This window comes from Glaciecola sp. 1036 (assembly GCF_050306235.1).
In the GTDB taxonomy this organism is placed as follows: Bacteria; Pseudomonadota; Gammaproteobacteria; order Enterobacterales; family Alteromonadaceae; genus Glaciecola.
On record NZ_JBLWFH010000003.1, the window covers coordinates 359,332 to 372,785 of the forward strand.

Annotated in this window: 12 protein-coding genes and 1 riboswitch; of the genes, 7 read left to right on the top strand and 5 right to left on the bottom strand. The window is 39.9% G+C overall.

All coding sequences use genetic code 11. The annotated features are described in order from the left end of the window. Nucleotides 1–170 precede the first annotated feature (170 nt). Complete coding sequence (locus ACNKW3_RS06615; RefSeq protein ID WP_427398491.1) at nucleotides 171–722, bottom strand: DUF3016 domain-containing protein; 552 nt, start codon at nucleotides 720–722, stop codon at nucleotides 171–173. A 90-nt stretch (nucleotides 723–812) separates the two neighbouring features. Next, entirely contained in the window at nucleotides 813–1,178 is a 366-nt protein-coding gene (locus tag ACNKW3_RS06620; RefSeq protein WP_427398492.1) for a hypothetical protein, read from the bottom strand. 222 nt (nucleotides 1,179–1,400) lie between these two features. Between ACNKW3_RS06620 and ccoG the strand changes: the two genes are divergently transcribed. From ccoG to ACNKW3_RS06640, 4 genes are all read left to right on the top strand, one after another. After that, nucleotides 1,401–2,840, top strand: coding sequence for a cytochrome c oxidase accessory protein CcoG (gene ccoG, locus ACNKW3_RS06625; protein WP_427398493.1), 1,440 nt, complete (start codon nucleotides 1,401–1,403; stop codon nucleotides 2,838–2,840). Next, nucleotides 2,833–3,807 (top strand): serine/threonine protein kinase, encoded by a 975-nt coding sequence (locus ACNKW3_RS06630; protein ID WP_427398494.1) that lies wholly within the window; start codon nucleotides 2,833–2,835, stop codon nucleotides 3,805–3,807. Before ccoG ends, ACNKW3_RS06630 begins: the two co-directional genes overlap by 8 nt. A gap of 43 nt (nucleotides 3,808–3,850) precedes the next feature. Beyond that, nucleotides 3,851–4,079, top strand: a riboswitch (cobalamin riboswitch). A 52-nt stretch (nucleotides 4,080–4,131) separates the two neighbouring features. Then, the gene (locus tag ACNKW3_RS06635) at nucleotides 4,132–6,015 is read left to right on the top strand and encodes a TonB-dependent receptor plug domain-containing protein (RefSeq protein ID WP_427398495.1); all 1,884 of its coding nucleotides are present in this window, start codon (nucleotides 4,132–4,134) and stop codon (nucleotides 6,013–6,015) included. A gap of 141 nt (nucleotides 6,016–6,156) precedes the next feature. Next, a complete protein-coding gene (locus ACNKW3_RS06640; RefSeq protein ID WP_427398496.1) occupies nucleotides 6,157–6,795 on the top strand; it encodes a thiol:disulfide interchange protein DsbA/DsbL in 639 nt (212 codons plus the stop codon). Between the two features lie 60 nt (nucleotides 6,796–6,855). Here ACNKW3_RS06640 and ACNKW3_RS06645 read toward each other — a convergent pair whose 3' ends face one another. Together ACNKW3_RS06645 and chrA are read right to left on the bottom strand one after the other, a co-directional pair. Beyond that, nucleotides 6,856–8,421, bottom strand: a complete 1,566-nt coding sequence (locus tag ACNKW3_RS06645) for a SulP family inorganic anion transporter (protein ID WP_427398497.1) — start codon at nucleotides 8,419–8,421, stop codon at nucleotides 6,856–6,858. A 97-nt stretch (nucleotides 8,422–8,518) separates the two neighbouring features. Then, the gene (chrA, locus tag ACNKW3_RS06650) at nucleotides 8,519–9,742 is read right to left on the bottom strand and encodes a chromate efflux transporter (RefSeq protein WP_427398498.1); all 1,224 of its coding nucleotides are present in this window, start codon (nucleotides 9,740–9,742) and stop codon (nucleotides 8,519–8,521) included. A 217-nt stretch (nucleotides 9,743–9,959) separates the two neighbouring features. Between chrA and ACNKW3_RS06655 the strand changes: the two genes are divergently transcribed. From ACNKW3_RS06655 to ACNKW3_RS06665, 3 genes are all read left to right on the top strand, one after another. After that, nucleotides 9,960–11,588, top strand: a complete 1,629-nt coding sequence (locus tag ACNKW3_RS06655) for a diacylglycerol kinase family protein (protein ID WP_427398499.1) — start codon at nucleotides 9,960–9,962, stop codon at nucleotides 11,586–11,588. 75 nt (nucleotides 11,589–11,663) lie between these two features. Further along, nucleotides 11,664–12,269 (top strand): DUF502 domain-containing protein, encoded by a 606-nt coding sequence (locus ACNKW3_RS06660; protein ID WP_427398500.1) that lies wholly within the window; start codon nucleotides 11,664–11,666, stop codon nucleotides 12,267–12,269. 20 nt (nucleotides 12,270–12,289) lie between these two features. Further along, nucleotides 12,290–12,421 carry a hypothetical protein gene (locus tag ACNKW3_RS06665; RefSeq protein WP_427398501.1) on the top strand — a complete coding sequence of 44 codons (132 nt, stop codon included), beginning with the start codon at nucleotides 12,290–12,292 and terminating at the stop codon, nucleotides 12,419–12,421. Here the strand turns inward: ACNKW3_RS06665 and ACNKW3_RS06670 are convergent. Further along, complete coding sequence (locus tag ACNKW3_RS06670; RefSeq protein WP_427398502.1) at nucleotides 12,418–13,443, bottom strand: DNA topoisomerase IB; 1,026 nt, start codon at nucleotides 13,441–13,443, stop codon at nucleotides 12,418–12,420. The two genes, ACNKW3_RS06665 and ACNKW3_RS06670, sit on opposite strands and share 4 nt — an antisense overlap. Between the last annotated feature and the right edge of the window lie 11 nt (nucleotides 13,444–13,454).

The window sequence follows — 13,454 nt, forward strand, 5'->3', positions numbered from 1 at the left end:
CACATAGGTCCATTTTTCATTATAGTAAAAATAACCTGCACCAAAGTACAGGTCATCTATGAACTATATGTGACAAAATTTTGACGGTCTAGTCTAAAATTGAAATTTATTGATAACTTTTCGCAAAGATGTACTTGAAGATAAGGTGCCTAAGTCAGGCACCTCAAGCGCTACGCGGCTTTTACATCTTTAAATGTAGAATTGAACCAATCGGTCAACATTTTTTTCTCATAATAAAGCGGGCGGTCATTTCGGATAGAGCGAGGTCCTTCCAAAAATCCCATATCCTTAAGTTTAACATTTTCGGACATTAGGACTTCACCGGCTTGATCAATCAATTCATACGAAAATTGCATTCTAGGAATATCAATACGACGAATTACTCTTACGTCATACATATTAGGATCATTAAACAGTGACATTCCAGCTCTTGTATCACCAGCCAAATCTAAATCTGTTACTTGCATTTTTAATTGATAACCTGCAGGTAACTCTGCGGTTAACTTTTCAAAATGCTTTTGAATAGTATTAAATACATAGCGACGATACTTTTCAGTACTGCTGATACGGTCTCGAACATCAGTAAAAGATTTAGGCTCTATCCATTCAATTCTTACAGAATTCTCTTCACTTTCTGTCACTACAGTTGAGGATTCTTCTTCAGCCGCTAATACATGGCTACTTGATAGAAGCAAGGCAAGGCTTAAGATTATTGGTTTCATAGAACACCCCCTTGAGGTAATTAGTAAGCTTAATTATAAACTAGCTACTTAATATACGTTAATTTTTTCATTTTAGTTGCTTAACGTCGTTTATAAAGGTTTTGGCAAAATACCTGATTGCTCAATTAAACCACAAAATCGAGTAAGGTTTTCCCCAAACAAATACGGATTCTTATCCTCTGAAATACAATATCGTTGATGAAAAATATTAATTGAATCAACGTTTTCAGTTACTTCGATAACATAATCTGTTTGATGCGGTTTCAGTGACATATTGTTGCGCATGAAATCATCTCGCAACGTCATTATCTTCTGTCTATCAGGCAAATTGATCACGGTACCTGTCCAACTTGAAAAAGTTTGACCAATACTCATAATTGCATCTCTTGCCCAGTTTGTTTGCAAGACCCAAATAATTAATAGCACTTGCACGACGATAATAATTTTGCGCCACATGTATTAAGCCGTTCTCCTTTATACAACAGGGAGTTACTGTATATTGTGAATACTTCCTATTGTCAACGCTTACCTTCATTAGAGGGTATCTAATATTAAAAGTTCGTATGATGTTTAAATACAAAGAGTGAATGTTGATAATATTGATCTCAGTTAATACTTTAGTGGTCAAACTTGTTATACTGTTGCAAAAGTCATAGTCGTATAGGAATTGCCTTACACATGAATGAAAAAATTAAGGTAAAGGACGTCACGCCGGTCAAGGTAGAAAAGCCAACGTCATCAGTTAAGAAACCCAATTATTCTGCCCGCAGTCGAATTTATGTCCGGGCTGTTGAAGGTATTTTCGAAAATATTAGGCGTTTCTTTGGACTCATTTTTCTTGGGGGCTTTGCTTTAGTCCCTTGGATTCCCTATGACGGTCAACAAGCTGTGCTTTTCAATATCGCGGAACAACGATTTAATATATTTTCTCTCACCTTGTGGCCCCAAGATTTAACCGTTTTAGCTTACATACTAATAGTTTCGGCATTTGCCTTATTTTTTGTAACCACCTTTGCTGGGCGAGTATGGTGTGGATTTATGTGTCCTCAAACCACCTGGACTTTTATTTACATCTGGTTTGAAGAAAAAATCGAAGGACCAAGAAATAAACGAATGAAGCTTGATCAGCGCAAAATGGACGCTGATAAGTTTATTCGTAAAACACTCAAGCATATCGCTTGGGTGGGAGTTGCATTACTGACGTCATTAACCTTTGTGGGTTACTTCACACCCATCGATCAGTTGTTTGTCGACTTTTTTACCCTTAATACCCCTTTCTGGATTGGTTTTTGGGTCATCTTCTTTACTGTTTGTACTTATGGTAACGCTGGATATATGCGAGAAATTATGTGTACTCACATGTGTCCTTATGCGCGTTTTCAGTCTGCTATGTTTGACAAAGACACCTTTACTGTCTCTTACAACCCAACCCGAGGTGAAAAACGAGGTCCTAGAACTCGTAAAATGTCCCAAGAAGAAGTTCAAGCAAAAGGACTTGGTGATTGCATCGACTGTAACCTTTGCGTACAGGTCTGCCCCACCGGCATAGACATTCGCAACGGACTTCAATATGAATGTATCAATTGTGGTTCTTGTGTGGACGCTTGTAATGGGGTGATGGACAAAATGGGATATGACAGAGGACTCATCAGCTTCACGTCTGAACATCAACTTGCAGGTGGCACGACTAAAATTGTTCGACCTAAACTTATCGGCTATGCCATTGTTCTTACCCTCATGTGTAGTTTGTTAGTCTGGGATTTAGCCTCAAGAGTGCCCTTAGAGCTGGATATAATTCGTGACCGAAATTCTCTTGATCGGGAAAATATGGAAGGCTTTATTGAAAATGTGTATACATTGAAAGTCCTTAATAAGTCTCAAGACGAAGCTACCTATACGATTTCGGTAGAAGGTTTACAAGATTCCAAATTTTATGGTGATCAGCAAGTGACCGTACCTGGCGGTGGTGTCTACACATTACCTGTCAGTATTGGGGTCTCTCCTGATAATCTTGAAGTTGGTACCCAAAAGATTTACATACACGTTAGTACTGTTACAGCACAAGGTGATACTATAGAGGTAAGCGAACCTACTACCTTTATATTTACCGGTGTCTGATTTTAGTTTTAACCGATTAACGCCAGATCTTATTCTGGATGCCATAGAAAGCCTAGATGTCCGAGTTGACTCTGGGCTTTTAGCATTAAATAGCTACGAAAACCGCGTTTATCAATTTGCGCTGGAAGACGGTAGGCGCTTGGTGGCTAAATTTTATCGCCCATCTCGCTGGTCTACAGAGCAAATTTTAGAAGAGCACAACTTTGCTTTAGAGCTGCAACAAGCCGAATTACCTGTGGTAGCGCCGGCGCTTTTTGCAGGGCAAAGTTTGCATCAATATGACGGATATCAATTTGCGCTATTTCCTTCGGTTGGTGGACGACAGTTCGAGGTAGATAATTTAGATCAATTGGAGTGGATGGGACGCCTAATTGGCCGAATTCATGCCGTTGCAGCTAAACAAAACTTTCAGTTTCGACCACAAATTTCGATTCAAGATTACTTACAAAAACCATTGCTACAACTGCAAAACTCATCCATTGTACCTAGCCACCTGCATGAATCTTTTTTCACAATTTTAAAACTAGTAGTCGACAGCGCTAGCAGCAAATTCACGGATAATTATACCAGTATTAGGCTGCATGGTGATTGCCATCCAGGTAACATTTTGTGGCGCGACAGCCCTATTTTTGTGGATCTTGATGATTGTCGTCAAGGCCCGGCCATTCAAGATTTGTGGATGATGATGAATGGCGACAAACAGCAACAATTGCTGCAAATAGATACCTTAGTCAGTGCATACGAAGAATTTTATGACTTCAATCACCAAGAGCTAAGCCTAATTGAGCCATTAAGAGCGATGCGCATGGTTCACTATATGGCATGGCTAGATAAACGTTGGGAAGATCCCGCATTTCCAGTAGCATTTCCTTGGTTCGGTGAAGATAAGTACTGGGAAAATCAAATTCTCGCTTTGAAAGAAGAATTTGCTAATTTACAAGAACCCGCATTAAAGCTTCTCCCATAAATCATAAAACAAATTTAACCATTGTACTTTCTCGCTAACAAGGTATAGTGCCCGCCGTTGAGGTGCCCACTATTCTTGCAATAGTGCGTTAAACGGGAAACAGGTGCGATACCTGTGCTGCCCCCGCAACGGTAAACAACGTAAACTCATTAAGTATGTCGAAGGTTTCGATAGGTCAACCACTGTGTATGGAGCAAGATGTTTTTGCTGAACATGGGAAGGTCTTAGTTGAAGTTGTGAGCCCGGATACCGGCCTTGATATGGGTGTTTGAAATTCAAACAATTTGATTCATTGCTCGGGCGGAGCAATCAACAAGGACAACAATGAAAAACAATACTAGTATTGCGCTGATTTCATGCGCAACCAGCCTCCTTTGCCTTTCAACCGCAAACGCTGTAGAAACCATCACTATTACAAGCCCACGGACCCACATTCAGCAACAATGGGTGACAGGAAGCTATGTCAGCATTGATAAAGCACAAATTGAAGCTTCTGGTGCAAACACAATCGCTGAGCTTTTATCCTCTGTTTCGGGAACCAACATATCAACGTCAGGGCCCTTAGGTGCGTTAACTGAAATAAGATTTCGTGGCAGTGAATCGAATCATGTTTTGGTGACCGTGGATGGCGTAGAAATTAATGATAATGCTCAAGGTGGGCTGATTGATTTAGCTCATCTTACTACCAATAACATTGAGCGCATCGAGATTTTAAAAGGTCCTCAAAGTGCATTATGGGGCAGTGCTGCAGTAAGTGGCATTATCAACATAGTAACAAAAACCGGCAGTCAAACTAAGCGTTCCTCTTTAACAGCCGCGTATGGTAATGCTAATAGCTACCAGTTGTCGGCCAGTACATCAGCAGCATTCGACAAGGTTCATTACAGCGCAGGGTTATCTTATCTCCAAACAGATGGTCACAATATTTCCAGAGTGGGTGACGAAGATGACGGCTATGAAAATTTGTCCTTTAATGGCAAAGTGACTTGGCAAATAAACACGGCAAATATTATTGATGCTAATTTTCGCTTTGTTGATTACACCAATGAATTTGATGAGGTGAGTTTTCTTACAGGATTACCAGCGGATGCTGATAATCAAACCGAAGGAAAGCAATATTCGGGCGCCTTGCGTTGGCAGTTTTCCTCTGAAAACAATATTTGGTCTCAAATCCTCACCTATCATGTTAGTCGAAACCGTAATGACAACCTAAGCGCTGGACTTGATACTGGTAGTACCATTGGCAAAAAACAACGCTTACTGTGGAACCATCAGTTTTCCATTACCGAAGATAGCATTGTTAATTTAGCTTACGAACATGTTGAAGAGGACTTTGAACAACGAGGACTTGCCACGCCTTATGGTGATCCTAATCAAATTCAAGACACCACTTCAGATGCACTGATCGCAGACATTAATTATCAAGCTAACAACAGGATAAAACTCATTGCAAACTACAGGTTTGATAAAAACAGTGATTTTGACGACGCTGATAGTTACCGTCTTGGTACTAGAATACAATTATTAGATCAAGTGACCTTGTTTGCTAGCCAGGGTAAAGCGATTAAAAATCCTAGTTTTACTGAAAGATTTGGTTATTTCCCAGGTACATTTTTAGGTAACCCTGAATTAGAACCTGAACAAATAACAGGCTCAGAAATCGGTTTAACTTGGCTGAACAATCTATATTCTATGGAAATCAGCCTATTTAAAAACAAACTGGAAAATGAAATCCTTGGATTTGAATACGACATTGACTCTGGACTTTATACTGCAAAAAATGGGGAACTAAATACCCAACATAGAGGTCTAGATGTCAGGTTTTACCAAGAATTAGCAGATTTTCGTTGGCAGATAAGTTATAGCTATTTGGATACACAAGGGCAGCAAAGTAAGCAATTACGTCGCTCTGCCCATTCTGGCAGCTTTTGGGTGAGTTATACGCTGGCGCCAAAGCATAATGTTTATGTGCAAGCGGATTACACAGGTAGCAGGATGGATGTTTTTTATCCTCCCTATCCCTTGCCGTCAGAATTGGTTGCGCTTAAAGCATATTGGTTAATCAATGCTAATTACCAATACAAATATAGCGAAAATCTGAGCTTAGCTATGAAGTTAGAAAATATCGCCGATAAAAGATATGAAAATGTGTTTGGATTTGTTGGCAAACCCTTTGGTCTAATGGCAAGTTTAACTTTCACTTGGTAAAATACTTTGTATTAATTTAGATAACGCGTTTGCTTATCAAGCGCGTTATAATGATCTACGAATTTTTTAATCAGTATTAATGTCTAACTGTCATTTGCTCAGTATAAACATTAAAAATAGAATCAAAGGTTAGGACGTTACATGAAAAAAATCTTTTTGGGACTCTTCGTTGCTTTAATGGTGCCTTTACAAGCCATCGGTCAAGTAAATCTGTGGGAAGAAGGTGAGCACTACCAAGTATTGGATGAAAAGTTATCATCAAAGCCAATAGTGAAAGAATATTTTTCTTTCTGGTGTCCTGCATGTTTTCGCTTTGAATCTATGGTAGGTGAATTACAACAACAACTTCCAGAAAAAGTAAAGTTTGAAAAAGTCCATGTAAATTTCATGGGATTTACCACCGAACCAATTCAAGATCACGCCACACTTGCAATGAAAATTGCAGAACGTTTGGACAATGGTGATTTCCTAAAAAGCAGAATGTTTGACTACATACATGTGCAACAACAGGGTAAAAACATTTCATCCTTAGAAGATTTTCGCCGCTTATTTATCGTAAATGGCGTTGAACCTGAAGAGTTTGATAAATACGCGAATGGCTTTGCTGGTAAAAGTTTATTAGTGAGGAATAATAACGATGTTAAGAAAAACAGAGCCTATTTAGGTAGCGTTCCAAATTTCATCGTTAACGGAAAATATCAAGTTTTACTAGGCGCTGAAGGATTAGAAACTTCTCAAGATTACATTGATTTAATTCTGTGGTTGCTAGAGCAAAAATAGTTTCCTTATGAAAAACAAAGGCAGCTTAATTTAAGCTGCCTTTTTTATTGGCGACGTTAATTAGGCCAATTCATCTGAAGCGATGCGATAACGCGGATCTTCGTTAACATTAATTTCCACATATTCACCGGCTTTTTTCAGTAATTGGCGACACTCAGTACTTATGTGTCGAATGTGCAGTGTCTTACCCTGCTCTTTATATTTGTCTGCTAAACCGTCTAAGGCATCAACGCCTGAGCTATCCCAGATTCTTGACTCTCTAAAGTCAATTACCACATCTGCAGGATCATTTTGTGGATCAAAGATATCTCTAAAGTGCGACACTGACCCAAAAAATAAAGGGCCTTCTAAGTCATATACTTTCCAACCATCTTTATCGGTATGAGTCTTGGCGTTGATATGTGTTGCGTGTTTCCATGCAAACACTAACGCTGACACTATGACACCGACCACCACAGCAATGGCTAAATCGGCAATCACTGTCACAGCAGTTACCAAAAACAACACAAACGCGTCTTCTTTATTAATGCCTCGAATGATCCTAAAGCTCGCCCACTCAAAAGTCCCGATTACCACCACAAACATTACCCCCACAAGGGCAGCAAGTGGGATCATCTCAATTAAGGGGGCTGCAAATAGAATAAATGCGAGCAATACAATGGCCGCTGTAATGCCAGATAAACGACCACGACCACCACTGTTAATGTTAATCATGCTTTGCCCGATCATGGCACATCCACCCATGCCGCCAAAGAATCCATTGACTGTATTGGCAACGCCTTGACCAACACATTCTTTATTTCCTCGGCCGCGAGTATCTGTCATTTCATCTATTAAGGATAAGGTCAGCAAAGACTCAATAAGACCTACTAACGCCAAAATAATAGACGTAGGAAGAATGATATATAGAGTTTCTAAGGTAAAAGGAATTTCAGGAATCGCAAAACTCGGTAACTCACCCGCCAATGTTACACCTGCTTTTTGGTCAGCAGGAACTGAATCTCGCACAAAATCTATCACCGTACGCGCTTCAAGATCTAAACCGTGCACCAACAATGTCACTGTTATAATGGCGACCAAAGATGCTGGTACCGCCTTGGTTAACTTTGGCAATAAATAGATAATCGCCATGGTTAATGTCACTAATCCTAACATCCAGTACAATAGGCTTCCTGACATCCATTGAGATTGCCCGACTGCAGTTTCAATTTTGAACTGACCTAATTGAGCTAAAAATATCACTATCGCCAAGCCATTTACAAAGCCTAGCATCACAGGATAAGGTACTAACCGGATAAATTTCCCAAGCCTAAACACACCGGCTAAAATCTGAATTAAACCCGCCAAGACTACCGCAGCAAAAAGATATTGCACCCCATGGTCCTTAACTAGAGCGACCATGACCACCGCCATTGCCCCTGTAGCACCAGAAATCATACCTGGACGCCCACCAATTGCCGAAGTAATTAACCCCATCATGAAAGCAGCATACAATCCGACCATAGGCTCAACACCTGCGACGAATGCAAAAGCCACTGCTTCTGGCACTAATGCAAGAGCAACAGTAATGCCCGACAGCAGGTCATTTTTTACGTTGCCTTGAGCACCGTTGAAATGATTAAACATAAAAAAATCACGTATTGATTAACAAAGGAGCGCGAGTGTATCAAAAATTCCACAGGTTTTCTTTTAACAGATTGTTAAATCTGAATAATGACTAAGTTCACACTCGCAAATCGATGAGTACTGTCGCTACAGCATATATGATCCCAGCAAGGACAACCAGCAAAGGAGAAAAGGATCGCCATTTAAACAAAGCAAACAACACGACCACGAAAAAGATATCGTTAGTGTGGGTTATTGCACTAGTAAATACAGGATTGACGAAAGCTGCACCGAGTAATCCGACAACACCCGCATTAACACCCGCTATCGCATTTTTAATAATTGAATACGCCTGTAATTTTTGCCAAAACGGCAATACGCCCATTAGCAACAAAAATCCCGGTAAAAATATTGCGAATGTCGCAACACCCGCATTTAACAAAGGAAATCCTTGAGAATCAACACTAAAGCCTAAGTAAGCTGCAAATGAAAATAATGGTCCCGGAACACTTTGAGACGCGCCATAGCCAGCCAAAAAACTAGATTCGTCTAACCAATGATTAGCCACGGTAACATCTTGCAGAAGGGGTAATACAACATGCCCTCCACCAAATACCAGTGCCCCAGATTGGTAAAAGCCGGCGAATAAAGCGGCTAAATCAGCATCCTGATTAGGTGATGATTGTAAAACAAGGACAACACTAAGGGCTAATAGGGTAAAAAAAAGTGACAAGCAGAATCCGGCTGCACGCTTACTTACATTAAACCTTATCGATTGCTGTTCAACATTGTTGTGGTTAATTACCAGAGCGCCTGCGACTGCGGCAGCTAGCAAAACCGCGAGATGCACACTCAGATAAGGTAGCATCAAAATAATACCAGCACTTAAAATAGCAATCGTCTTTCTTTGCAGACCAACACATAAGTTTCGCCACATACCCCATACAGCGTCAGCAACAATGACCACAGCAGCCAATTTAAGTCCGTATACCAGCATATATTCAATATCCTGAGGTATGAGAGCAAGACTCTTAGCGAACAAAATGAGTAAAATAATAGAAGGAGCAGTAAAAGCGATAAAAGCTAAAATAGCGCCGCCCAAGTTAGCCCTGGCATAACCAATAGCGAATCCTAGCTGACTGCTAGCAGGTCCAGGTAGAAACTGACACAGTGCAACCAGTTGCGAAAACTCATGATCTAACAACCATTTTTGTTTTACCACAAAGCTTTGTCTGAAGTAGCCAATATGAGCGGCCGGCCCTCCAAAGGATGTACAGCCTAAATATAAAAAACGCCAGAAAATATCCATATAATTTTTAAATAACGCTGTAGCACTAGACACTAAAATAAATCCTCATAAGTCCCCACTTTTATGGGAAGAATTTGCTTAGATGCATGAATAAATTTCCCAATATTTTCAGAAACATCCTACCTTCTATTTCAAACCTTTGATTTTAAATACATTTTGGAATGGTCTCAAGTTTGCTTTTACCAGCTTAGAGTAATAATTATTGGCAGAAGCTGCTGCGCCATAAAAAGAACCATTATGAAGGGACATTATGTTTATTGTTAAATATTATGCGTTAGTGTCAATACTGTTTTTTTCAGTTGGGATCTTTGTTGAAAGTATCTATTTTAAGGCAATTCTTTTCTGGATCAGTGCGTCTTTCGGGATCGTTACCATTGCCTATATTTTTGACATACCTAAAGTGTTTAGAAAAAACATTGATGGGAGAATTCCTTGGTACATAAAATGGTTAATGATGCCATTTTTTTTATCCGCACAAATTTATAATGCATGGTCTAGAAAAACCGATTCCGTCCCCATCCTGCAAGAAATTACCTCAGACCTTTTTCTCGCTTGTCGTCTTTTTCCTTCCGACGTAGAAGCATTGAAAGAAAAAGACATTAGCGCGATATTCGATGCCACCTCTGAATTTGATGGACTCGGCAGTTCTTCAGCGTGGGAAGGCATGCATTATTACAACTTGCCTATTCTAGACCATAAAGCACCGCATAAATCAGACATTCAGCATGCGTTGTATTGGATCGACAATCAAATTTCTAGCGGTAACAAGGTGGTTGTTCATTGCGCTTTAGGTAGAGGGCGTTCAGTGTTAATAGTGGCGGCTTATTTGCTAGCGAAAAGTCATGCATCCAGTGTTGATGAAGCACTGTCGATTATTAGTTCAATTCGAGAAACCGCTCGTTTAAACAAGTTTCAAGATAAAAAACTTAATCGCATGCTGCAAGACGATCAATTGAAATTGAAAAAGCACATGACCTTGATCGCCAATCCTAAAGCCGGAGGTGGTAAATGGGTGGAAAACAAAGAACACATACTTGCATCGCTTTCGCCTCACTTTATGTTGCATATTGAAGAGACTGAAGCCGACACTGATGTAACTGCCCTAGTTGAGAAAAGGATTAAAGAAAAAGCCGATATTGTGGTGGCTTGTGGCGGTGATGGTACTGTGAATCAAGTTGCTCAAGCACTTGAAAATACTAACACGACTCTAGGCATCATTCCCTGCGGTACCACTAATGCGCTGGCCCATGTGCTACTGGGTTTTTCAACCAAGTTTGACGGCATTAATATCGCCTGTGATGCTTTAATTAATGGGAATAAAAAAGCCATGGACGTTATGCATTGTAATGATGAGCTCAGTATTCTTGCAATAGGCTTAGGTTTCGAGCAACAAATGATTGAAAAAGCCAATCGTGAGGAAAAAGACTCTCACGGTGAATTGGCCTACCTGCACGGGATGAAAGAAGCGATTGAAGAAAATTCACCGATAAAAATGAAAATAATCATAGATGATAATGAAGTGTCTCATGAGGAATTTTCAAGTTTAGTTATTGCCAATGCAGCCCCTTCCACCACTGTGCTAGCCCAAGGTAATGGCAAACCGGATCCTTTCGACAATAAAATGGACGTTACCTTATTACTGCATAATGAAACGCCTATAAAATCTGTAGCATCTATGGGTGGAAAGGCCCTTGATTTAGACTTTGAATCTGACATTGAAGATGCTTGTGAGCATTGGTATGCAACCCATGTCCTACTGCAGACTGATTCCGACCAAAAGATTAAATATTCTATTGATGGAGAGCTTAGAGAATCTCAGAAAGTCGACATAAGGATCAACGCCAAAGCAGTGAATATTGTAGTAGCCGAAGATATATGAGCCTTGTTAAAGTGAAGAATCAATATTCACTACGCGTTATATGTCAATAATGCGTACATAAAGGAAGTAAGTAATATGAACGCTTTTTTATATAGGGTCTTTAAAGGGCTTCTGACGATTTTACCTGTGTTTTTAACCTTGTATTTAATCGTTTGGCTAGGCTTGTCCATTGAAAATTTTGCGAAACCTTACCTAGATAGTCCTCTTTACTTTCCAGGTCTCGGCATCCTAGTTTCATTATTGGTGCTGTCAATCATTGGCATTTTGGTAAACGCTTATTTAATTGAAAGCTTGATTAATAAAATCAAAACCTACATAGAAAAGCTACCACTTATCAAAACCTTATACGGTGCGATAAGCGATGCTGTTGAATTATTTAAAGTAAGCAAACAAGAAAATCAAAAACGGGCGGTATTAGTCGAATTAGCAAAAGACGTGTTTGTGGTGGGCTTTATAACCGGTGAGCAAGCCACAAATCTAATGTTTCCTGAAGGTGAAAAAGTCGCTGTGTACATACCTTTGAGTTATCAAATTGGCGGCTACACCATCTATATTTCCCCCAATCAAACCAAACCACTCAACATTGACGTGGAAACCGCTATGCGGATTGCGGTTACTGGGGGCAATTCGATAAAAAGCAAAGTAGAGGATCTAAATGACAGTAGTAGAAAACATAATTGATAATTTATCCTCAGGAGGTAATGAAAACCATTCATCAAAAGTGCTTAGCAGAAATTGCTGACTCAACCTTGTCGTTTAATGATTATTCGAAAGCCGCTTCCCGTGCAGGCTTTCGACGCTTGGCGGATGCCATGGTAGCCGCTGCATACTAATCTTTCATCAGTTTGCGAGTATAACGCTCGCACGCTGATAAACTCTCCCAACCCAAGCCCTTTTTATAAAAGCGTTTAAATGTTTTTCCTGATTCAAAAATGTCATTTAATTTTTGCAGAACACTCGGATGAATATAGTATTTTCGACAAACGCTGGGCGTATTGTTTAGCTCGTTTGCCACTAAAGACACTAATGCTGGGATAAACTCGCGATTTCCTTGCGTCTTGCTTATTTCAGCGGCCTGTTGTGCAAAAAATACCGCCAAACGGCTGGCAGCCCAGGTTCTAAAGAATTTACTGGAAAATTCATCGCCGATAATACGTTTTATACAAGTGTTGATATCGTCATGGGTGAGTTTATGCCATTGGCCCTCTTGCTCATAGCGGAAAAATCGTTGACCGGGAATTTCCAAAAGGTCATCAATTTGTTCTTCTAAATTTTGATTATAAATTTCAAATGTTTGGGGTTTATTGTGCTTCCCAGTAAAACTTAGTTGAAGGGAGTCTTCATCATGCTGGATGTGCCCAGTATTCAAAGTTGTTAATCCATGGGTGCGGTACATTTTACTGTATTTTTCGTTCCCTATTCTGATACCAGTTTCATTTAGAATCATAATTGCTACTGCTATCACAGAGTCTTTCGAAAAATCGTCTTTGCCCATCTGCTCCACACAAAAGCGCCTTAACTTTGGTAATCGACCGGCAAATTTAGCCAGTTTTGAGAATTTTTCTTTTTGTCTCTCTAATAGCCAATTGGGATGGTAGATATATTGTCTACGGTTTTTGGCGTCTATTCCCCTCGCTTGAATTTTGAAATCCTTATTATGGCAAATCGAGACATTTTGCCAGGCTGGCGGGATGGTGAGCTTTTTGATGCGTTGCTTTAACTCTGAGCAAGTGATCAAACTGCCATCTTGATAGTGGTAAGAAAACCCTTTTCCTCGAGACCGGCGTACGATGCACCCAGTACAAAAATCTGATGATATTATATATTCCTGATTTGACTGAATTTTCGCATTCATCGGCAGTTTCT